Annotated in this window: 21 protein-coding genes; 19 read left to right on the forward strand and 2 right to left on the reverse strand. The window is 63.2% G+C overall.

Translation table 11 applies throughout. The annotated features are described in order from the left end of the window. The first annotated feature begins 6 nt into the window (after window positions 1–6). The 4 genes from EFB14_RS22340 (at window position 7) to EFB14_RS22355 (ending at window position 4,474) form a co-directional block, all read left to right on the forward strand. The gene (locus EFB14_RS22340; protein ID WP_125846663.1) at window positions 7–1,032 is read left to right on the forward strand and encodes a glucokinase; all 1,026 of its coding nucleotides are present in this window, start codon (window positions 7–9) and stop codon (window positions 1,030–1,032) included. Between the two features lie 153 nt (window positions 1,033–1,185). Further along, window positions 1,186–2,973, forward strand: a complete 1,788-nt coding sequence (locus tag EFB14_RS22345; protein WP_125846664.1) for an ABC transporter ATP-binding protein — start codon at window positions 1,186–1,188, stop codon at window positions 2,971–2,973. A 19-nt stretch (window positions 2,974–2,992) separates the two neighbouring features. After that, a complete protein-coding gene (gene dapB, locus EFB14_RS22350) occupies window positions 2,993–3,817 on the forward strand; it encodes a 4-hydroxy-tetrahydrodipicolinate reductase (RefSeq protein WP_126828917.1) in 825 nt (274 codons plus the stop codon). A 21-nt stretch (window positions 3,818–3,838) separates the two neighbouring features. Then, the gene (locus EFB14_RS22355; RefSeq protein WP_125846666.1) at window positions 3,839–4,474 is read left to right on the forward strand and encodes a 2,3-bisphosphoglycerate-dependent phosphoglycerate mutase; all 636 of its coding nucleotides are present in this window, start codon (window positions 3,839–3,841) and stop codon (window positions 4,472–4,474) included. Window positions 4,475–4,520: 46 nt separating this feature from the next. Here the strand turns inward: EFB14_RS22355 and phnF are convergent, their stop codons facing one another. Continuing rightward, on the reverse strand, window positions 4,521–5,258 hold the full coding sequence (gene phnF, locus EFB14_RS22360; RefSeq protein WP_125846667.1) for a phosphonate metabolism transcriptional regulator PhnF: 738 nt from the start codon (window positions 5,256–5,258) through the stop codon (window positions 4,521–4,523). 118 nt (window positions 5,259–5,376) lie between these two features. Between phnF and phnG the strand changes: the two genes are divergently transcribed. The 15 genes from phnG to EFB14_RS22435 all read left to right on the forward strand — a co-directional run bounded on the left by phnG (window position 5,377) and on the right by EFB14_RS22435 (window position 18,057). Next, the gene (gene phnG, locus EFB14_RS22365; RefSeq protein WP_125846668.1) at window positions 5,377–5,853 is read left to right on the forward strand and encodes a phosphonate C-P lyase system protein PhnG; all 477 of its coding nucleotides are present in this window, start codon (window positions 5,377–5,379) and stop codon (window positions 5,851–5,853) included. After that, window positions 5,853–6,461, forward strand: a complete 609-nt coding sequence (phnH, locus tag EFB14_RS22370; RefSeq protein WP_126828918.1) for a phosphonate C-P lyase system protein PhnH — start codon at window positions 5,853–5,855, stop codon at window positions 6,459–6,461. Before phnG ends, phnH begins: the two co-directional genes overlap by 1 nt. A 4-nt stretch (window positions 6,462–6,465) precedes the next feature. Continuing rightward, a complete protein-coding gene (locus tag EFB14_RS22375) occupies window positions 6,466–7,572 on the forward strand; it encodes a carbon-phosphorus lyase complex subunit (protein WP_126828919.1) in 1,107 nt (368 codons plus the stop codon). Next, window positions 7,569–8,444, forward strand: coding sequence for an alpha-D-ribose 1-methylphosphonate 5-phosphate C-P-lyase PhnJ (locus tag EFB14_RS22380; RefSeq protein ID WP_125846671.1), 876 nt, complete (start codon window positions 7,569–7,571; stop codon window positions 8,442–8,444). The genes EFB14_RS22375 and EFB14_RS22380 overlap by 4 nt, the downstream gene beginning before the upstream one ends. Further along, window positions 8,441–9,217, forward strand: a complete 777-nt coding sequence (phnK, locus tag EFB14_RS22385) for a phosphonate C-P lyase system protein PhnK (RefSeq protein ID WP_126828920.1) — start codon at window positions 8,441–8,443, stop codon at window positions 9,215–9,217. Before EFB14_RS22380 ends, phnK begins: the two co-directional genes overlap by 4 nt. Window positions 9,218–9,299: 82 nt before the next feature. After that, on the forward strand, window positions 9,300–10,007 hold the full coding sequence (phnL, locus tag EFB14_RS22390; RefSeq protein ID WP_125846673.1) for a phosphonate C-P lyase system protein PhnL: 708 nt from the start codon (window positions 9,300–9,302) through the stop codon (window positions 10,005–10,007). Further along, entirely contained in the window at window positions 10,004–10,621 is a 618-nt protein-coding gene (locus EFB14_RS22395; RefSeq protein WP_125846674.1) for a DapH/DapD/GlmU-related protein, read from the forward strand. Before phnL ends, EFB14_RS22395 begins: the two co-directional genes overlap by 4 nt. Window positions 10,622–10,738: 117 nt before the next feature. Further along, window positions 10,739–11,584 carry a phosphonate ABC transporter ATP-binding protein gene (gene phnC, locus EFB14_RS22400; RefSeq protein WP_126829039.1) on the forward strand — a complete coding sequence of 282 codons (846 nt, stop codon included), beginning with the start codon at window positions 10,739–10,741 and terminating at the stop codon, window positions 11,582–11,584. A gap of 87 nt (window positions 11,585–11,671) precedes the next feature. Then, on the forward strand, window positions 11,672–12,577 hold the full coding sequence (gene phnD / locus EFB14_RS22405) for a phosphonate ABC transporter substrate-binding protein (protein WP_126828921.1): 906 nt from the start codon (window positions 11,672–11,674) through the stop codon (window positions 12,575–12,577). A gap of 65 nt (window positions 12,578–12,642) precedes the next feature. Further along, entirely contained in the window at window positions 12,643–13,602 is a 960-nt protein-coding gene (gene phnE / locus EFB14_RS22410) for a phosphonate ABC transporter, permease protein PhnE (RefSeq protein ID WP_125846676.1), read from the forward strand. A gap of 7 nt (window positions 13,603–13,609) precedes the next feature. After that, window positions 13,610–14,953 (forward strand): phosphonate ABC transporter, permease protein PhnE, encoded by a 1,344-nt coding sequence (gene phnE / locus EFB14_RS22415; protein ID WP_126828922.1) that lies wholly within the window; start codon window positions 13,610–13,612, stop codon window positions 14,951–14,953. 141 nt (window positions 14,954–15,094) lie between these two features. Next, window positions 15,095–15,790, forward strand: coding sequence for a DUF1045 domain-containing protein (locus EFB14_RS22420; protein WP_126828923.1), 696 nt, complete (start codon window positions 15,095–15,097; stop codon window positions 15,788–15,790). Window positions 15,791–15,803: 13 nt separating this feature from the next. Continuing rightward, entirely contained in the window at window positions 15,804–16,943 is a 1,140-nt protein-coding gene (locus tag EFB14_RS22425) for an alpha-D-ribose 1-methylphosphonate 5-triphosphate diphosphatase (RefSeq protein ID WP_126828924.1), read from the forward strand. After that, window positions 16,940–17,536 (forward strand): phosphonate metabolism protein/1,5-bisphosphokinase (PRPP-forming) PhnN, encoded by a 597-nt coding sequence (gene phnN, locus EFB14_RS22430; protein ID WP_126828925.1) that lies wholly within the window; start codon window positions 16,940–16,942, stop codon window positions 17,534–17,536. Before EFB14_RS22425 ends, phnN begins: the two co-directional genes overlap by 4 nt. A 20-nt stretch (window positions 17,537–17,556) precedes the next feature. After that, window positions 17,557–18,057, forward strand: a complete 501-nt coding sequence (locus EFB14_RS22435; protein WP_126828926.1) for a GrpB family protein — start codon at window positions 17,557–17,559, stop codon at window positions 18,055–18,057. Between the two features lie 31 nt (window positions 18,058–18,088). Here the strand turns inward: EFB14_RS22435 and EFB14_RS22440 are convergent, their stop codons facing one another. Then, entirely contained in the window at window positions 18,089–20,377 is a 2,289-nt protein-coding gene (locus tag EFB14_RS22440) for a DNA translocase FtsK (RefSeq protein ID WP_126828927.1), read from the reverse strand. Between the last annotated feature and the right edge of the window lie 83 nt (window positions 20,378–20,460).

The following is a 20,460-nucleotide window of genomic DNA, read 5'->3' on the forward strand; positions in this document are numbered from 1 at the left end:
CCGGCCATGCCAAAACCGAACCACAGCTCCGCTCCGCTGCCCTTCCCGATCCTGATCGGCGATATCGGCGGTACGAATGCCCGCTTTTCCATCCTTTCCGATGCCTATGCCGAGCCGAAGCAGTTTCCGAACGTGCGTACGGCGGATTTCGTCACCATCGACGAAGCGATCCAAAAGGGCGTGCTCGACAAGACCGCGGTGCAGCCGCGCTCGGCGATCCTCGCCGTCGCCGGCCCGATCAACGACGACGCGATCCCGCTGACCAATTGCGACTGGGTGGTGCGGCCGAAGACGATGATCGAAGGCCTCGGCATGGAGGACGTGCTCGTCGTCAATGATTTCGAGGCGCAAGCGCTGGCGATCGCCGCCCTTTCGGATGAAAATCGCGAACGCATCGGCAACGCCAGCGGCGACATGATCGCTTCCCGCGTGGTGCTCGGACCCGGCACCGGCCTCGGCGTCGGCGGGCTCGTGCATGCCCGGAACAGCTGGATCCCGGTTCCCGGCGAAGGCGGCCATATCGATCTCGGGCCGCGCAGCAAGCGCGACTATGAAATCTTCCCGCATATCGAGACGATCGAAGGCCGCGTGTCGGCCGAGCAGATCCTCTGCGGCCGCGGCCTCGTCAATCTCTATAACGCCATCTGCGTCGTCGACGGCATCCAGCCGACGATGAAGGACCCTGCCGACATCACCTCGCATGCGCTTGCCGGCAGCGACAAGGCGGCTGTCGAAACCGTCTCGCTGTTTGCCACCTATCTCGGCCGCGTGGCGGGCGACATGGCGATGGTCTTCATGGCGCGCGGCGGCGTCTATCTCTCCGGCGGCATCTCGCAGAAGATCATCCCGGCGCTGAAGAAGCCGGAGTTCCGTTTGGCCTTCGAGGACAAGGCGCCACACACCGCGCTGCTTCGCACCATCCCGACCTATGTGGTGACGCATCCGCTGGCAGCCCTTGCCGGGCTTTCCTCCTATGCACGCATGCCGGGGAATTTCGGCGTCTCGACGGAAGGCCGGCGCTGGCGGCGCTGAGGCTGTCCGACGCACGGAGCATTAGGAGCGTCCTTGCTGCGCCTTGCCGGCGGAGGCGGTGCTCTAGCCAAACCAGTCCCAACTCTTTATAGAGCCGGCGAAAGCACGCGTCGTCCTTGCGCCGCGTCTAGTCCAAGACAGGAAAGCTCATTTTTGGAAGCCGCGGAAAGCAAAAAGCAGAGCGTCAACAGCGATACCGTGACCGGCATCCTTAAGCGCATCATCGCTGAAAACGGCCGCGACCATCTCTGGGGCTACGTCTTCGCCATCGCCTGCCTCGTGATCGTGGCGCTTTCGACGGCGTTCACGGCCTGGATCATGCGGTCGATCATCGACGAGGCCTTTGCCAACCGGCGCGCCGATGTCGTCTGGATCATCTGTCTTTCGATCTTCGTCGCCTTCGTGCTGCGCGGTTTTGCCGGTTACGGCCAGGCTGTGGCACTTTCCAGGGTGGGCAACGATATCGTCGCCCGATATCAGCGCCGCCTCTATACGCATCTCATGACGCTTTCCGTCGGCTTCTTCAACGAGGCGCGCTCGGCCCATATCGCCGCGCAGGTGAGCCAGAACGTCAGCGGCATTCGCGACGTGCTCAACCTGACGATCACCTCGACGGTGCGCGATCTCCTGACCTTTGTTTCGCTGATCGGGGTGATGGTCCTTCAGGACCCGCTGCTCAGCCTTGCCGTATTCGTCATGGCGCCGCCGCTGCTCTATGCGCTGCGTTACGTTTCCAAGCGGCTGCGCTCTGCAACCCGCGAGGCCGTGCATCTGAACAGCCACGTTCTCGGCGCCATGCAGGAGACGATCCAGGGTATTGCCATCGTGAAGGCCTTCACGATGGAAGAAGAGCTGGAGCGCAAGGTCAACAAGCTCATCAAGGGCGCTGAAAGCCGGGCGAACCGGATTGCCCGGCTTTCCGAACGCACCTCTCCGCTGACGGAGAGCTTCGCGGGCTTTGCCGTCGCCAGCGTGCTTGCCTATGCCGCCTACCGCTCGATCTACTACAATGTGCCGCCGGGCGCCTTCTTCTCCTTCGTGACCGCGTTGCTGCTCGCCTATGATCCGGCCCGCAGGCTTGCTCGCCTGCAGGTGCAGATGGAGCGCGCCGTCGTCAATGCCCGGATGATCTACGAATTGCTCGACATGGAGCCGCGCCAGCGCGACCTGCCGGATGCCCGGCCGCTGACGGTGACGCAGGCGCGGATCGAATTCCGCAACGTTTCCTTCGGCTACGGCAACGAGAGCGTTCTGAACAGTGTCAGCTTCACCGCCGAGGGCGGCGCGACCACCGCGCTGGTCGGCCCCTCGGGCGCCGGCAAATCCACCGTCATCAGCCTCATTCCGCGCTTCTACGATCCGGGTGAAGGCGAAATCCTGATCGACGGACAGGATATCGCCCATATCACCAAGAAGTCGCTGCGCCAGCAGCTCGCCTATGTCTCCCAGCAGCCCTACCTGTTCGAAGGCACGATCCGCGACAATATCCGCTATGGCAGGCCAGAGGCGACCGATGCCGAGGTAGAAGAGGCGGCGCGGCTTGCCTATGCGCATGATTTCATCTGCGGGCAGCCACAGGGCTACGAGACGCCGGTCGGCGAAAACGGCGTGACGCTTTCGGGCGGACAGCGCCAGCGGCTATCGATCGCGCGCGCTTTGGTGCGCAATGCGCCGATCCTGCTTCTCGACGAGGCGACCTCCGCGCTGGACACCGAATCCGAGGCCGCCGTGCAGAAGGCATTGGACGAGGCAATGACCGGACGCACCGTCGTCGTCATCGCCCACCGGCTGTCAACCGTGGTGCGCGCCGACAAGATCGTCGTCATGCAGCAGGGCCGGGTCGTCGAGGAAGGCAATCACGAGACGCTTGCGAAGGTGAGCGACGGTCTTTACGCTCGCCTCAACAATCTGCAGAGGCCTTCGGCCTCCGATTCAAACTGACCGGATACAAGAGACGGACATGAGCGATGCTGCGATGAAACTGGTGGTGGTCGGCGCAGCAGGGCGCATGGGACAGACGCTGATCCGCCTTATCCATTCCATCGAGGGCGCAACGCTGCATGCCGCGGTCGAACGCGCCGGCTCGCCCTTCATCGGCAGGGATGCCGGCGAGATCGCAGGGCTTGGCCCGACCGGGATCATTATCGGCGACGATCCGCTCCAGGCCTTCCTGCATGCCGAAGGCGTGCTCGACTTCACCTCGCCTGCAGCAACGGCAGAATTCTCGGGCCTTGCCGCCCAGGCCCGCATCGTCCATGTCATCGGTACCACCGGCTGCTCGGCAGACGACGATGCCAGGATCGCCGCTGCGGCCCGCCATGCCCGCATCGTCAAGTCGGGCAATATGAGCCTCGGCGTCAATCTGCTCAGCGTGCTTGCGGGGCAGGCGGCGCGAGCGCTCGATCCTATTGACTGGGATATCGAGATCCTGGAAATGCACCACAAACACAAGGTGGATGCGCCTTCCGGCACCGCACTCCTCCTCGGCGAGGCGGCGGCCAAAGGGCGCGGCATCGATCTTGCCTCGAAATCGGTGCGGGTGCGCGACGGCCATACCGGCGCCCGCGAAGCCGGCACGATCGGCTTTGCGACGCTGCGCGGCGGCTCCGTCATCGGCGAACATTCCGTGCTTTTCGCCGGCGAAGGCGAAATCGTCACCCTGTCGCACAGCGCGGCCGACCGTTCGATCTTTGCGCGCGGCGCCATCAAGGCGGCCCTCTGGGCGCGCGACAAGAAGCCGGGTCTGTATTCCATGCTCGACGTGCTCGGGCTTTCTTCCCAATAAGGATATTACGGAGGCATATTCATGAGTGGTACCCTCGTCCTCGTTCGCCACGGCCAGAGCGACTGGAACCTGAAGAATCTCTTCACCGGCTGGAAGGATCCCGATCTGACGGAGCTCGGCATCCAGGAAGCCAATACCGGCGGCGAGGCGCTTGCCGCTTACGGGATCAAGTTCGACGTCGCCTATACTTCGGCGCTCGTGCGCGCGCAGCACACGCTGAAGCTCATCCTCGACAAGGTCGGCCAGCCGAACCTTGAAACGATCCGCGACCAGGCGCTGAACGAGCGCGATTACGGCGATCTCTCCGGCCTCAACAAGGACGATGCGCGCGCCAAATGGGGCGAGGAACAGGTGCATGTCTGGCGCCGTTCCTATGACGTGCCGCCTCCGGGTGGCGAAAGTCTGCGCGACACCGGCGCCCGCGTGTGGCCCTACTACCTCACCGAGATCCTGCCGCGCGTGCTGAGGGGCGAGAAGGTGTTGGTCGCCGCCCACGGAAATTCGCTGCGTTCGCTTGTCATGGTTCTCGACGGGCTGACCCGCGAAGGCGTGCTCGCCCTTAACCTCGCGACCGGCGTTCCCATGGTCTACAAGCTGAACGCGGATTCCACCGTGGCGTCCAAGGAAGTGCTCGGCGACATGTCCGGCGCACACTGAAATCGGTATGGCGTGCCGGCCGGAACTGTCCGGCGCGCCACCCGCTTCAATTCTCGATGGTGAACTGCACCCGGTCGGCCGCGAAGCGGCTGATCGAATATTGCACCGGCACGCCGTCGAGATCGGTATTCATCGCCTTGGCGATCAGCAGGATCGCGCCGGGGGTGAGTTCCAGATCGGTCAGGTCGGCCGTGTTTGCATGGGCGGCCGTCACCTCGGTCGTCGCTCTTATATAGTCCGACAGGCCGAGTTCAGCGAAAGCCTTGGTGATCGATTCGTGCTTGCGATAGGCCTCGCCAATCCCCGCGAAACGGCCGGCGGGAAACCAGCTCGTCGCCTTTGACACCGGCCGCTTGTCGGCATGGCGCAATGTTTCCAGGCGGATCACTTCCTCCCCCTGCCTCAGGCCCAGCCAGCGAGCGACCTCGGCGCTCGCCTCCTCGTTCGCCTCATCGAGCAGAAGGCTGCGCATCTCACGCGCCTGATCGCCGATGCCGGCGGTGAACCGTGTACGCCGGGTGATCGGGAAATTCAGCCGCTCCTTGCGCTCGATCAGCGTGCCGCGACCTTGTACCGCACGCACGATCCCCTCTTGCGCCAGTGCCGCCAAAGCGCTGCGCACCGTATGCCGGTTGACGCCGAATTGCAGCGCCAGGACCGTTTCCGGCGGCACCATTCCCGTTTCGTCATAGGCTCCGCTGCTGATCGCCTCGCGAATGCGATCGGCGATCTGGCGCCAGAGCGCCACGCCGGTCTGTCTTTGTACCTGCTTCAATCCCGCCATGCAGCCCTACCCTGCCATTTTACCCTCACGATGTCACACGCTTGTCACGACATCAATTTAAGGCTAGGTATAGCTTGTATGGTTGTCTATATCAATAGACATTTTAAGGAAAGCGGCGATGATATCAGCGGACAGGAAAGACGCTGCGTCACAGACGGCATCCGGGCGCAAACGCGCCGCCGATCTGCTGGCGCGGGCGGAACGGAGCGAACTCTCGGCGGTCTGGGATGCATTGCCGGAAAAGCCCACGGCACATCCGGTGCGCGGGCCGGAGACCGGGCTGGTAATGGTGCGCGGCCGCATCGGCGGCGGCGGAGCGCCCTTCAATCTCGGTGAAGTGACGGTGACGCGCGCCACGGTCCGGCTCGAGTCCGGCTCCATCGGCCATGCGCAGGCGCTTGGTACGGATCGTGAAAAGGCGCGGCTTGCGGCGATCTTCGACGCGCTCTGGCAGGAGGAAGCGACGAGGGATTTCGTCGAGCAGGCGCTGCTTTCGCCGATCGCCGAACGGATCGCCGCCGCCGATCGCCGCAAGGCGGACGAGACGGCAGCGACCCGGGTCGATTTCTTCACGATGGTGCGGGGAGACAACTGATGGCTCTCAAGACAGAAGCCCTGACCGGCGGCTTTGGCGAGCCGGTCTTCCATGCCCAGAGTGTCTTCAAGATGCTGATGGACGGCATGGCTCGCTCCGGTACGATCCAGACGGTCCAGCCCGATGTCACCCCGCCGGCGCCGCTCGGCATCGCCGCAGGCGCGATCGCACTGACGCTTTGCGACCACGACACACCGGTCTGGCTTGCCTCCGCGCTGGCGAAATCCGGCGTAGCGGAATGGCTCGGCTTCCATACCGGCGCGCCGTCGACGGCTGAAAAGGCCGAGGCCCGCTTTGCCTTCATCGAGGCCGGCACAGCGCTTTGCTCTTTCGGCCTGTTTGCGTCAGGCACGCAAGAATATCCCGACCGCTCGACGACCGTCGTCATGGAGCTCGCCGAACTCGAAGGCGGGCGCAGGCTGGCGCTGATGGGGCCTGGCATTCAGAGCGTGACGGAAATGGAGCCGATCGGCCTGCCGGACACTTTCCTCAGGCTCTGGACCGAGAACCGCGCGCTGTTTCCGCGCGGCGTCGACATCGTGCTGACATCGGGCAAACGTTTCCTCTGCCTGCCGCGCACCACCAAGATCACAGCAACGGAGATCTGAGCTCATGTATGTTGCCGTCAAGGGTGGCGAGGCCGCCATCGCCAATGCCCACCGCCTGCTTGCCGACCGCCGCCGCGGCGACCGTTCGCTGTCCGCGATCGGCATCGAACAGATCGTCGCGCAGCTGGCGCTCGCCGTCGACCGCGTCATGGCCGAGGCCTCGCTTTTCGACCGCACACTCGCAGCCCTCGCCGTGCGCCAATCGCGCGGCGATATGATCGAGGCGATCTTCCTCTTGCGCGCCTATCGCACGACGCTGCCGCGCTTCGGCTATTCGAAGCCGCTCGACACGGCTGCTATGACGATCGAACGCCGCATCTCGGCGACGTACAAGGATCTGCCGGGCGGCCAGCTTCTCGGGCCCACCTTCGACTATACGCACCGCTTGCTCGATCCCTCGCTGCTTTCGGACGAGGCCGTAGAGGAGCCGGCACAGCGTTCGGCCGAGACCGGCCGCGTCATGCGCGTCTCCGAAATCCTCGGCGAGGAAGGCCTTATCGAGGCTGACGGCGACATGCCCGAAGATCACGAGATCGGCGACCTGACCCGCGAGCCGATGGAATTCCCGATGACCCGGGATCTCCGCCTGCAGGCGCTTGCCCGCGGCGACGAGGGCTTCCTGCTGGCGCTCGGTTATTCCACCCAGCGCGGCTATGGCCGCAACCACCCTTTCACCGGCGAAATCCGCATCGGCGAAGTCGAGGTGGAATTCGATGTGCCGGAACTCGGTTTCGCCGTCTCGCTCGGCGTAATCCAGATCACCGAATGCCAGATGGTCAACCAGTTCAAGGGGTCCGCCAAGGCGCCGCCGCAATTCACCCGCGGCTACGGCCTGGTGTTCGGCCAGAGCGAACGCAAGGCGATGGCGATGTCGCTGGTTGATCGCGCGCTCCGCGCCGAGGAGCTCGGCGAGGATATCACCGCGCCGGCACAGGACGAGGAATTCGTCATTTCCCATTCCGACAACGTCCAGGCGACGGGCTTCGTCGAGCACCTGAAGCTTCCGCATTATGTGGACTTCCAGGCCGAACTCGATCTCGTCCGCCGCATGCGCCGCGAATTCGAAGCTGCCCGCAACGGCGGCGAAGACATGAAGGAAGCAGCCGAATGACCGATCTCGCCAGCTACAACTTCGCCTATCTCGACGAACAGACCAAGCGGATGATCCGCCGCGCCATCCTGAAAGCGATCGCCATTCCGGGCTACCAGGTGCCCTTCGCCTCGCGCGAAATGCCGATGCCCTACGGCTGGGGCACCGGCGGCGTGCAGGTGACCGCCTCGATCATCGGACCTGATGACGTGCTCAAGGTCATCGACCAAGGCGCCGACGACACGACCAACGCCGTTTCCATCCGCGCTTTCTTCCAGAAGGTCGCCAACGTCGCGGTGACGACCCACACCAGCGATGCAACGATCATCCAGACGCGCCACCGCATTCCGGAAGAAAAGCTCGGAGCCGGCCAGGTGCTGGTCTACCAGGTGCCCATCCCCGAGCCGCTGCGCTTCCTCGAGCCGCGCGAGACCGAGACGCGCAAGATGCATGCGCTGGAGGAATACGGCCTCATGCATGTGAAGCTCTATGAGGACATCGCCCATAACGGCCGCATCTCCAGGACCTACGCTTATCCGGTGAAAGTCCACGGCCGCTATGTCATGGATCCGTCGCCGACGCCGAAATTCGACAATCCGAAGATGCACATGTCGGACGCGCTGCAGCTCTTCGGCGCCGGCCGCGAGAAGCGCATCTATGCGGTTCCGCCCTATACCGACGTCGTCAGCCTGGATTTCGAGGACTACCCCTTCGACATCCAGCGCTTCGACAAGCCCTGCGCCCTTTGCGGTGCGGAGGATGTCTATCTCGACGAGGTGATCCTCGACGACAAGGGCGGGCGCATGTTCGTCTGCTCCGACACTGATCATTGCGAAGACCGCCGCGCGCACGGGCATGCCGGCGAAATGCTGGCCCGGGAGGCTGCAGAATGAGCGATATCCCACTTCTCAAAGTCCATGACGTTTCGAAATTCTACGGCAACCGCATCGGCTGCCGCGACGTCTCCTTCGAGCTCTGGCCCGGCGAAGTGCTGGCCATCGTCGGCGAATCCGGCTCCGGCAAGACGACGCTGCTCAACTGCCTCTCGACCCGGCTGCTGCCGAGCACCGGCAGCGTCGAATATCACATGCGCGATGGCAGCTACCGCGACCTCTACCGCATGAACGAGGCCGAGCGGCGCTTCCTGATGCGCACGGACTGGGGCTTCGTGCACCAGAACCCGGCCGACGGCCTGCGGATGGCTGTTTCGGCCGGCGCCAATGTCGGCGAAAGGCTGATGGCGATCGGCGACCGGCACTACGGCAAGATCCGCGCCTCGGCGATCGACTGGCTCGAACGCGTCGAGATCGACGCCGGCCGCATCGACGACCAGCCGCGCGCCTTTTCCGGCGGCATGCGCCAGCGCCTGCAGATCGCCCGCAACCTCGTCACCGGCCCTCGCCTCGTCTTCATGGATGAACCCACAGGCGGCCTCGACGTTTCGGTGCAGGCGCGCCTGCTCGATCTCGTGCGCGGCCTCGTCAACGATCTCGGTCTTTCGGCCATCATCGTCACCCACGATCTTGCCGTCGCCCGCCTGCTCTCGCACCGCATGATGGTGATGAAGGACGGCTACGTCATCGAACACGGGCTCACCGACCGCGTGCTCGACGATCCGCACGAACCCTACACGCAGCTGCTCGTCTCCTCGATCCTGCAGGTCTGAGCAATTCAAAGTGTTACAGCGTCCTTTGCGCGTCTTTTCAGACGCGCGGCGCTGTAGGTCCGAAACCTAGAAAGAAGAAATCATGGCAACGCCCCTCGTCGTTTCCGAAGTCTCGAAGAGCTTCACCATGCACCTGCGCGACGGCATCAAGCTGCCGGTCGTCTCCGATGTCGCCTTCTCGGTCGCATCGGCCGAATGCGTCGTGCTCGGCGGCCCCTCGGGCATCGGCAAGAGCTCACTGCTCAAGATGATCTACGGCAATTACGCCGTCGACACCGGCCAAATCCTCATCCGCCATGATGGGCGCATCGTCGATCTCGCCTCTGCCGATCCGCGCACCGTGCTCAACGTCCGTCGCGATACGCTCGGCTATGTCAGCCAGTTCCTGCGCACGGTGCCGCGCGTGGCGGCGATCGACGTGGTTGCCGAGCCGCTGGTCGCGCGCGGCGAGGAGACCGCCGTGGCACGAGAAAAGGCGGGCGCCCTGCTCGCCAAACTGAACCTGCCGGAGGCGCTCTGGCAGCTTCCGCCCGCCACCTTCTCAGGCGGCGAGCAACAGCGCGTCAACATCGCCCGCGGCTTCATCACCGATCACACGATCCTGCTGCTCGATGAACCCACTGCCTCGCTCGATGCGAGGAATCGTACCGTCGTCGTCGGCATGATCGCGGAAAAGAAGCAGGCGGGTGTCGCACTTCTCGGCATCTTCCACGATGAGGAGGTGCGTGAAGCCGTCGCCGACCGCATCCTCGACGTCCAGCAGTTCTCGCCGAGAAAGATCGCCGCATGAGCCGCAAGCTGGGCATTGAGCCCTATGTCCACGAGACGGCATCCGTCAGCGATTCCACCTTCGGACGCTATACGGAGGTCTCCGAACGCTGCCGCATCAGCGAGGCCACGTTCGGCGATTATTCCTACATCATGCAGGACGGCTCGGTCTGGTGCGCGACGATCGGCAAGTTCGTCAACATCGCCGCCGCGGTGCGCATCAACGCCACCAACCATCCGACCTGGCGCGCGACGCTGCATCATTTCACCTATCGCGCCGCCGATTACTGGCCGGACGGCGACATGGAGACCGAATTCTTCGAATGGCGGCGCTCCAACCGCGTGACGATCGGCAACGACGTCTGGATCGGCCATGGGGCGACCATCCTGCCCGGCGTCAGCGTCGGCAACGGCGCGGTGATCGGGGCCGGCGCCGTCGTGTCCAAGGACGTTGCGCCCTACACGATCGTCGGCGGCGTGCCGGCCAAACTCATCCGCGAGCGCTTTCCGAAAGAGATCGGCGAACGGATGGACAGGCTTGCCTGGTGGGACTGGGAGCACGAGCGGCTGCGCCTGGCGCTAGCCGATTTCCGCAACCTGAGCGCGGAAGATTTCCTGTCCCGCTACGGTGGCTAAACCCCCGATATAGGGGCGGAGAATTGTGACAAGACTTACACAAATATGACACGCGAGCTTCATCAAGCGGGACTAATGCGATGCTGATCAAGGCCTGGATCGCAAGGAAAAAGCATGATGTTCGAGCTGAAGAATGTCACCCGTCGTTTCGGAAAAAAGCTCGCCGTCGATTCCGTCACGCTCGACATTCCTCAGGGCCAGATGGTCGGCATCATCGGCCGCTCCGGCGCCGGCAAGTCGACGCTGCTGCGCATGATCAACCGCCTTCAGGAGCCGAGCTCCGGCTCCATTCATTTCGCCGGCGTCGAGGTCTCCGGGCTTCGCGGCCGGGCGCTGCGCAACTGGCAGCGCGATTGCGCGATGATCTTCCAGCAGTTCAACCTGGTACCGCGCCTCGACGTTCTCACCAATGTCATGCTCGGCCGCCTCAATCACCGCTCAACGCTCCTGAGCCTGCTTAACATCTTCACCCGCGAGGAGCGCGTGCATGCCATCGCGGCGCTCGAACGCCTCGGCATCGAGCAGACGGCGCTGCAGCCGGCCGGCACGCTGTCCGGCGGCCAGCAGCAGCGCGTAGCGATCGCCCGCGCGCTGATGCAGAACCCGAAAATGGTGCTCGCCGACGAACCGATCGCCTCGCTTGACCCGCTGAACGCGAAGATCGTCATGGATGCGCTGCGCGATATCAACGAGCGCGAGGGCATCACCGTCATCACCAACCTCCACACGCTCGATACCGCCCGCAATTATTGTGAGCGCATCGTCGGCATGGCCGGAGGCCGCGTCGTCTTCGACGGCAAGCCCTCGGAGCTGACGGCCGAAGCGGTGAAGGAAATCTACGGGACAGACAAGGACGGCGCCGGCATCGACGAAACGATGACCTCGACGTCAATCAATATCGCTCCCGAACGTGCAGACAATCAAACCGCCGGCGCCCAACCGCTGGCGCTAGCCGGTCTCTGAGCGAGGCGGCCGCGATCGAGCGCCCGCGTCAAGGGCACACTTCTTCGTAACGGAAGGCCGGGGATACCGGTCAATAGGAGAGAACTCATGTTGAAGAAAGCACTCTTTGCGGCAACGGCGCTCTTCGCGCTCGCCGGCGCCGCCAATGCTGCAGACCTCAAGGAATTCCGCATCGGCATCCTCGGCGGCGAAAACGAAACCGACCGCCTGCGCAACTATGCCTGCCTTGCCGACCACCTGAAGCAGGAATTTGGCTTCGAGAAGGTTTCGCTCTTCCCGGCCGCCGATTATGACGGCGTTATCCAGGGCCTGCTCGGCGGCACGCTCGACTTCGCCGAACTCGGCGCTTCCGGCTACGCAGCTGTCTACATCAAGGATCCGAAGGCTGTCACGCCGATCCTGACGACGCAGCAGAAGGACGGCTCGACGGGCTACCACTCGATCGGCCTCGCTCTGAAGTCCTCCGGCATCAAGACCATCCTGGACGCCAAGGGCAAGAAGCTCGGCTACGCCGATCCGGACTCGACCTCGGGCTACCTCGTTCCGCTGACGCAGATCCCGAAGGATACGGGCATGCCGAACGACAAGTTCTTCGCTTCGACGCAGTTCAACGGCGGCCACGAGAACAACCTTCTCGCCGCCTATGACGGCAAGGTCGACGTTGCCGTCGACGATAGCTCGGGCATCGGCAATTTCAAGGACGGCTATACCTCCGGTACCTTCCGCAAGGAAGTCGACAAGGGCGCCGTCGACCCGAACAAGCTGGTTGAAGTATGGCGTTCGCCGCTGATCCCGAACGGCCCGCTCGTCGTTCGCAACGCTCTCGGCGAAGAGTGGCAGACGAAGCTTGCAGCCTTCTTCACGGCTCTGCCGGAGAAGGATCACAAGTGCTTCGCAGCTATCGAAGGCGGCGATTTCAAGGGCTACTCGCCGGTCAAGCACGACTTCTACAACACTGTCGTTGAAGTCCGTAAAGCTGCCATCGGCGGCTGATCGGCCTTTTGAATGCGGGGCGGCCGGAAACGGCCGCCCTTTATCTTTGACCGGTCGGGGCGTCCATGACTATTGCCGATACACAGCCGCACATGCAGAGCACTGAGGAGATCGGCTCCGCCTGGGATCGGATGGTCGCCAAGCGCCGCTTCTACACCGTGCTTGGCCTGGTTATCCTCATTGCGGCTTTTGTGAGCTCCGTCCGCTTCGCCGACGAAAGCAATGCCGGCCATTTCTTCGACCGCCTGCCGCATCTCTTCGATTTCCTCAGCTGGCTCATCCCCAAGGATTGGAACGACGTCTGGCGCGCGCTGTTCGACATAGCGAGCGTGAACGACAAGGGCGGCGAGGAATTTAATTTCGACAAGGGCCGCGTCTATGTCTGGGGCGCCTTCTACATTCCCGAATATTTCGAGCTGATGATCGTGACGATCAACGTGGCGCTGATCTCGACGATCATCGCCTTCGTCTTTGCCCTTCCCTTGAGCTTCTTTGCCGCGCGCAACCTGACGAGTTCCTGGCCGCTGCGCGTCTTCACCAAGCGCCTGATGGAATTTTTGCGCGCCTTCCCCGAAATCGTCATCGCCGGACTGTTCTCGGCGATCCTGTCGATCGGACCGGTCGCCGCCATCATCGCTATTACCCTGCACACGATCGGCGCGCTCGGCAAACTCTTCTACGAGGTGGCCGAGAATATCGACATGAAGCCGCATGAAGGCATGAAGGCCGTCGGCGCCAACTGGTGGGAGCGCGTGCGCTTCGCCGCACTGCCGCAGGTGCTGCCGAATTTCACCTCCTATGCGCTGCTGCGCCTGGAGATCAACGTGCGCGCCTCAACCATCATCGGCGCCGTCGGCGGCGGCGGCATCGGCGAGGAACTGAAGCTTTCGATCTCGCGCGGTTTCGGCGCCAAGACGATGGCGCTCGTTCTCCTGCTCTTCGTGACGATCGTCGCCGTCGACCAGTTCTCCGCATGGCTGCGCCGCCGCCTGGTCGGCGAGCAGGCTTTCCTTCTGCAACATTGAGGCTGCCATGACGGTGATCGACGCAAACCGTATGAACGAGATCGAAGCGCGCTATCCGGAATATTTCCACCGGTCGTTCCGCCAGCGTTTCGGCGGGTTGATGATCGTGATCGCTACGCTCCTCTACGGCTTCTACGCCGTCTGGTTCTTCGACCTGCCCAAGCTCTTTGCCGAAGCCCATTGGGAGCGCGTCGGCATCTATCTCAGCCAATGGGTGAGCTACGACGTCCAACCGGAATTCCGCATCGAGGACGACGGCACGATACAGACCCGCTACCCCCGCTTCTCGCCGCTCGGCGACAATCCGCACCCGGATTGGCTGGTCAACAATCCCGACGGCAGCATCACCGTTTCCATCAGCGGGACCGGCCGTGCGGTTACCGTTTCGAAGAGTGAGACGATCGTGACCGCGCATGGCGTCAGCGTTCCCGTCGACGTTTCGAGCGGCGCGCCGAAAGTCGTCGGGCCGGTGCCCGGCTGGATGACGGTCTATGACGACAATGTGCTCGCGGATCTCGGCTTTGCCGGCGACGTCAGCATTTCCGTCGACCGCGTGAAGATCCGCAAGCGTTTCATCGGCTGGGCGAATTTCATCTTCGACACGCAATCGTCCTTTTTCGACAAGCCGGCCGGCGAGGTAATCAGCCTCATCGTTTCCGGCCCGCGCATCAAGCCCGACCAGTCCAACCTGTCGCTCGCCTTTGACGACATCTGGAACAACAGCGAATGGCAGCACGGCGACGTCTGGACCAAGCTTTTCCAGACGATCGTCATGGCGTTCCTGGGAACACTGCTCGGCACGATCGCCGCCTTCCCGCTCGCCTTCATGGCAGCGCGCAACATCACGCCGAACCGCTTCCTGAACCAGATCCTGAAGCGCTTCTTCGATTTCCTGCGCTCGGTCGACATGCTGATCTGGGCGCTGTTCCTGACGCGCGCCTTCGGTCCCGGCCCGCTTGCCGGCAGCGGCGCGATCTTCCTTACCGAGACAGGCACACTCGGCAAGCTCTATTCCGAAGGGCTCGAAAACATCGACAACAAGCCGCGCGAAGGCATCAAATCGACCGGCGCGCAGACCGTGCTCGTCCATCGTTACGGCATTATGCCGCAGATCGTTCCGGTCATCGTCAGCCAGACGCTCTATCAATGGGAATCCAACGTGCGCGGCGCGACCATCATCGGCGCCGTCGGTGCGGGCGGCATCGGCCTCAAGCTATGGGAGGCCATGCGCACCAACGCCAATTGGGAAAACGTCGCCTACATGGTCATTCTGATCCTGATCGTCGTCTTCCTTTTCGACGCCGCCTCGAATGCGCTGCGCCACCGGTTGATGGGCACGAAGGCACACTGATCCGCTGTCAAAAGGCGATGGTGGCGCTGGCGTCATCATCATTCTGTCACGGAAATCTTTTAGCCGGGAACCTGCTTGCGGTTCGCCGCCAAATCACTGCACATTGCGCTCCCCGTTTCGACGATCCCCAGGATAAAAGCCTTGCGCTACGCTCTCTATTTTTCGCCGCCGAAGGATGATCCCCTTGTCGGCGCGGCCTCGCTTTGGCTCGGCCGCGATGCCTTCACCGGCGAGACTTATCCTGCACCGGACCATGAGAGGCTCGGCGCGGTGGAGCAGTTCGATCTGACCGCCGACCCGCGCCGCTACGGTTTTCACGCCACGATCAAGGCGCCGTTTTCGCTTGCAACTTCTGTCACCGAGAAAGATCTCATGACAGTTGCCGAGGATTTTGCCGCCCGCACGCCGGCCTTCGAGATTCCCGAGCTTGTTCTCGGCCAGCTCGGCCGTTTTTTTGCCCTCGTTCCCGGTTCTCTTCATCAACCTCTTCAGGATTTCGCCGCGAAAGTGGTAAAGTCTTTCGAGCCGTTCCGTGCGGCGCTTTCCGAGGCCGATATCGTGCGGCGCAGCCCGGAGAAGCTCAGCGACAGCCAGCGCGCCAATCTGCAGCGCTGGGGTTATCCTTACGTCATGGAGGATTTCGGCTTTCACATGACGCTGAGCGGCCAGGTGCCCGCAGAGCGAGCCGACGTCATGAAGGCGGTCCTGACCGAGCGTTTTGCCGATTTCACCGGCCGGCCGCTTTTGATTTCCGGCCTTGCCGTCTTCACCGAGGAGGCGCGCGGCGCCCCGTTCAAAGTTCATTCCTGGCTGCCGCTTGCCGGCGCCAAAAGCTGAAAGATCTGACGACATGAGCAAAGAGACCGTGTTTTCCAACGCCCGCATCGTTCTCGAGGATGACATCCTCTCGGGGTCGATCCTTATTCGCGATGGCAAGATTGCAGACATCTCCGAAGGCAATTCGATAGCCGGCGAAGATTTCGAAGGCGATTATATCATTCCCGGTCTCGTGGAATTGCATACCGACCATCTCGAGGGCCACTATCAGCCACGTCCCGGCATTCGCTGGAACAAGACGGCGGCAGTCCAGGCGCACGACGCCCAGATCGTCACCTCAGGCATCACCACGGTCTTCGACTGCCTGCGCATGGGCGCGGATGAAGACGGCGGCTTCGAACATGGCGAGATGCGGGAGATGGCCGATGCCATCCAGGCGGCGGAGAAGGAGGGAAGGCTGCGCGCCGAGCACTTGCTCCACCTGCGCTGCGAAGTCTCGGCGGACAATGTTCTCGAACATTTTGCCGATTTCGAAAACGACCGGCATGTCCGGCTCGTCTCGCTGATGGATCATGCGCCGGGCCAGCGGCAATTCCAGACGATGGATCAATATATCTTCTACTACCAGAAGAAGCGGGGCTTGAGCGACGAGGTCTTCGCTCGTTTCGTCGCCAAGCGGCAGGCGGAATCGGCGCGCAATTCAACGCCGCATCGCAACGCCATTGCGAAGGTCTGCGCCGAGCGCGGCATCACGGTCGCAAGCCACGACGACGCGACGCTTTCCCATGTCGACGAGGCGATCGACAACGGCGTGCGCCTTGCCGAATTCCCGACCAGTTTCGACGCCGCCCGGGCATCGCACGAGCATGGTATGAGCGTGCTGATGGGCGCGCCGAACATCGTGCGCGGCAAATCCCATTCCGGCAATATCGCCGCGCGCGATCTCGCCGAGATGGGCGTGCTCGACGTGCTTTCCTCCGACTACGTGCCGCTCAGCCTGCTGCATGCGCCCTTCATTCTCGCCGACGAAGTCGAGAGCATCACGCTGCCGAAGGCGATCGCCATGGTGACGTCGACGCCCGCCCGCACCGTCAGCCTCGATGATCGCGGCAGGATCGCGACAGGGCTGCGCGCCGATCTCGTCCGCGTTCATCGTTCGCATGGCGTGCCGGTGACACGCTCCGTCTGGCGCCAAGGACGCCGTGTCGCATGACGCCGCACGAACCCCATGCCGCAGCCGGGGCCGAGCGCGGCATCATGGTCGTCGTTGTCGGGCCGAGCGGCGCCGGCAAGGACACGCTGATGAACCTCGCCGCCCGGCGCTTTGCCGGCCGTGAAAACGTTCATTTCACCCGCCGTGTAATTACCCGCCACCGTGACGCCGGCGGCGAAGACCATCTTTCCGTCTCCCTCCAAGGGTTTGCCGCCATGGAGCAGTCGGGCTCCTTCGCCGTCTGGTGGGAAGCACACGGCCTCAAATACGGCATTCCGGCCGAGGTCTCGGTGGCGCTGTCGAGAGGCCATATCGTCGTCGCCAACGGCTCGCGCTCGGCGCTCCACCGTTTCCAGGCGGCCTTCCCGCGCCTCAAGGTCATCAATGTCACCGCCAGCCCCGAAGTGCTCGCCGGCCGGCTGGAGGCGCGCGGGCGCGAGACGCATGAGGATATCATGGCCAGGCTCGCCCGCGGACCGCTGACGGTTCGCGGCGAATACGACGTGACGGATCTCGACAATAGCGGCTCGCTCGAAGAGGCCGAACAGAAGATGATCAAGATCTTGGACGGGCTGCTGGCCGAGGTGCGCTAGCCGGGATTGGGAGGAAGGGTATGCGCGCCATCCGGGTGGTCGACTACGATCCTTCCTGGCCGCAACGCTTTGCCGAAATCAGTGCTGAGGTTTCCGCGCTGCTCGGCGGCCTCCTGCTTTCCATCGATCATATCGGCAGTACATCGGTGCCCGGCCTGGCAGCCAAACGGAAGATTGACGTTGATGCCGTCATCTCCGAAGAAGCCCTGCCGGCGGCGATCGAAATCATGCGTGCTGCAGATTTCATCTTCCATGGCGACACGGGAGAAAATCGATGGGCCTTCACGCGCGCTCATCAAGATTACGGGTTCAGGCTCTATCTGTGCGGACCCGATAATAGCGCACATCGGGAGCGCATCCTTTTTCGCGACTATCTCCGGAAACACTCCGAGAGGGCCAAGGCCTATGCCGACCTGAAACGCCGGCTGGCGGCGGAGGCAAATGGCGACTGGGATTTCTACACCGGCGGAAAGACCGGATTTGTCGCCGAGACAATCCGGCTGGCCGTCCTGAAGACATGAATGGAGTACGGGCGCTCAGGCGCGCCCGCGATCAGTCGCCGTCGCCACGCCCCGATACGATCTCGCGCTTGCCGACGTGATTGGCCGGGCCGACGAGGCCTTCCTTTTCCATGCGTTCCACCAATGAGGCGGCTCTGTTGTAGCCGATGCCGAGGCGGCGTTGGATATAGGAAGTGGAGCATTTCTTGTCGCGCATGACGACCTTGACCGCCTGCTCGTAGAGTTCGTTTCCATCTTCGGAAGCCATGGCGCTCTTGTCGAAGACGGCGCCGGCTTCCTCCTCTTCCGTCTCTTCCTCCTCGTCGGCGGTGACGGTGTCGAGATATTCGGGGCGGCCCTGCGTCTTCAGATGGGCAACGACCTTTTCGACCTCGGTATCCGAGACGAAGGGGCCGTGGACGCGGGCAATGCGCCCGCCGCCCTGCATGTGCAGCATATCGCCCTGGCCGAGCAGCTGTTCTGCGCCTTGCTCGCCGAGGATCGTGCGGCTGTCGATCTTCGATGTCACCTGGAAGGAGATGCGGGTCGGGAAGTTCGCCTTGATCGTGCCGGTGATGACGTCGACCGACGGACGCTGTGTCGCCATGATCAAATGGATGCCGGCGGCGCGGGCCATCTGCGCAAGGCGCTGGATCGCGCCTTCAATTTCCTTGCCGGCCACCATCATCAGGTCGGCCATCTCGTCGACGATGACGACGATATAGGGCATCGGCGTCAGATCCAGCGGCTGGCTTTCCTCGATCGGAACGCCGGTGCCCTTGTCGAAACCGACCTGGACCATGACGTTGATGGTCTCGCCCTTTTCGCGGGCCTGCGCCACGCGGTCGTTGTAGCCGTCGATATTGCGCACGCCGAGGCGCGACATTTTGCGGTAGCGTTCCTCCATCTCGCGGACGGCCCATTTGAGCGCCATCACCGCCTTCTTCGGGTCTGTGACGACAGGGGTGAGGAGGTGCGGAATGCCGTCATAGACGGAGAGTTCGAGCATCTTCGGATCGACCATGATCAGGCGGCACTGTTCCGGCGTCATGCGGTAGAGCAGCGACAGGATCATCGTGTTGATGGCGACCGATTTGCCCGAGCCGGTGGTGCCGGCGACGAGCAGGTGCGGCATCTTGGCAAGCTCCGCAATGACAGGCTCGCCGCCGATGGTCTTGCCGAGGCCGAGCGCCAGCTTATAGCCGCTCTTTTCGAAATCCTGGCTCTCGATCATCTCGCGGAAATAGACGGTTTCACGCATGACGTTCGGCAATTCGATGCCGATGACATTGCGGCCTGGCACGACGGCGACGCGGGCCGAAAGCGCCGACATCGAGCGGGCGATGTCGTCGGCAAGACCGATGACGCGGGACGACTTCACGCCCGGTGCCGGCTCGAATTCATAGAGGGTGACGACCGGGCCTGGGCGGACATGGATGATCTCGCCCTTGATGCCGAAATCCTCGAGCACGCTTTCCAAAAGACCGGCATTCTGCTCCAGCGTCTCCTGCGACATGATCTCGCCGATACGTTCCGGCGGCTCCTGCAAAAGGGCGCGCGGCGGGAATTCGTAGCCTGACGGGCCGATCTTCTCAGGCCTTGCCGCACGGCGCGGCGAGGGCAGAACCGCGGCGACGGGAGGCGTCGGCCGGGGCGCAGGGGCTGCCTGAGGAACCGGCGCGATCGGCGCTTCGGCAACAGGCGCGGGCCTTTCCAGCGATATTGCGGCCGGCGGGCGCACGGCAGCCCGCACAGATGTTGAGGCAGGCGGCTGAACCGGGCGGGATGCGACGGGAGCGGATTTCGGCGCGCCCGGACGCCATTCCATGACGCGGAACAATGAGGTGATCGATTCGGGCGCCGTCTCGATCTTCGGCAGGACGATCGCGGGCACACGAACCGGCTCGGCTTCCTCGAAGGCCATGACTTCCCAGAAGGCGAAATCCGAAATCGCAGAAAGTTCGGAAGCGGCACGCAGGCTCGGCGCATCGGCCCGATCGGAGAGCGGCGGCTGCTGCGGCTCGATCGTATGGACAGGGGCTGCGGGAATCTCGTCCGGCTCGGGCAGGTAGATATCGAACGGCACGTCGACGGTGACCGGCTCGATTCGTATCGCCTGCTGTGCAATCTGCGAATCATCGCGACCCGGCTCGTTCGGCGCGCGGCGCTTGCTGATCAGCGTCTCCGGCGTGCGGGTGAAGCGAACGTTCGGCGCCAGGGAGAAATTGCTCTGCCAGACCGGCGCAGCCGGCTTTTCGCCTGCGATTTCCTCCGGAAGTTCCGTTTCAAGTCCGCCGGAAAAATCCGCGGCATCCGTCAAGTTGGTTCTGGGAAAACGCATGCGTCCGCTACTCACTCATGCTTGGCAAATTACGACCCTACCGGGATAGAAAAGGAAGGTTAATAAGTTCCTTCTTGCCGTAT

This window comes from Rhizobium fabae (genome assembly GCF_003985135.1).
In the GTDB taxonomy this organism is placed as follows: Bacteria; Pseudomonadota; Alphaproteobacteria; order Rhizobiales; family Rhizobiaceae; genus Rhizobium; species Rhizobium pisi.

Coding starts and splice junctions, on each gene's coding strand:
- dapB (WP_126828917.1), top strand. CDS start 2,993: ATGAGCGATGCTGCGATGAAACTGGTGGTGGTCGGCGCAGCAGGGCGC.
- EFB14_RS22425 (WP_126828924.1), top strand. CDS start 15,804: ATGAGCAAAGAGACCGTGTTTTCCAACGCCCGCATCGTTCTCGAGGAT.
- EFB14_RS22340 (WP_125846663.1), top strand. CDS start 7: ATGCCAAAACCGAACCACAGCTCCGCTCCGCTGCCCTTCCCGATCCTG.
- EFB14_RS22435 (WP_126828926.1), top strand. CDS start 17,557: ATGCGCGCCATCCGGGTGGTCGACTACGATCCTTCCTGGCCGCAACGC.
- phnE (WP_125846676.1), top strand. CDS start 12,643: ATGACTATTGCCGATACACAGCCGCACATGCAGAGCACTGAGGAGATC.
- phnL (WP_125846673.1), top strand. CDS start 9,300: ATGGCAACGCCCCTCGTCGTTTCCGAAGTCTCGAAGAGCTTCACCATG.
- EFB14_RS22440 (WP_126828927.1), bottom strand. CDS start 20,377: ATGCGTTTTCCCAGAACCAACTTGACGGATGCCGCGGATTTTTCCGGC.
- phnH (WP_126828918.1), top strand. CDS start 5,853: ATGGCTCTCAAGACAGAAGCCCTGACCGGCGGCTTTGGCGAGCCGGTC.
- EFB14_RS22380 (WP_125846671.1), top strand. CDS start 7,569: ATGACCGATCTCGCCAGCTACAACTTCGCCTATCTCGACGAACAGACC.
- EFB14_RS22375 (WP_126828919.1), top strand. CDS start 6,466: ATGTATGTTGCCGTCAAGGGTGGCGAGGCCGCCATCGCCAATGCCCAC.
- EFB14_RS22355 (WP_125846666.1), top strand. CDS start 3,839: ATGAGTGGTACCCTCGTCCTCGTTCGCCACGGCCAGAGCGACTGGAAC.
- phnC (WP_126829039.1), top strand. CDS start 10,739: ATGTTCGAGCTGAAGAATGTCACCCGTCGTTTCGGAAAAAAGCTCGCC.
- phnG (WP_125846668.1), top strand. CDS start 5,377: ATGATATCAGCGGACAGGAAAGACGCTGCGTCACAGACGGCATCCGGG.
- phnF (WP_125846667.1), bottom strand. CDS start 5,258: ATGGCGGGATTGAAGCAGGTACAAAGACAGACCGGCGTGGCGCTCTGG.
- phnN (WP_126828925.1), top strand. CDS start 16,940: ATGACGCCGCACGAACCCCATGCCGCAGCCGGGGCCGAGCGCGGCATC.
- EFB14_RS22395 (WP_125846674.1), top strand. CDS start 10,004: ATGAGCCGCAAGCTGGGCATTGAGCCCTATGTCCACGAGACGGCATCC.
- phnD (WP_126828921.1), top strand. CDS start 11,672: ATGTTGAAGAAAGCACTCTTTGCGGCAACGGCGCTCTTCGCGCTCGCC.
- phnK (WP_126828920.1), top strand. CDS start 8,441: ATGAGCGATATCCCACTTCTCAAAGTCCATGACGTTTCGAAATTCTAC.
- phnE (WP_126828922.1), top strand. CDS start 13,610: ATGACGGTGATCGACGCAAACCGTATGAACGAGATCGAAGCGCGCTAT.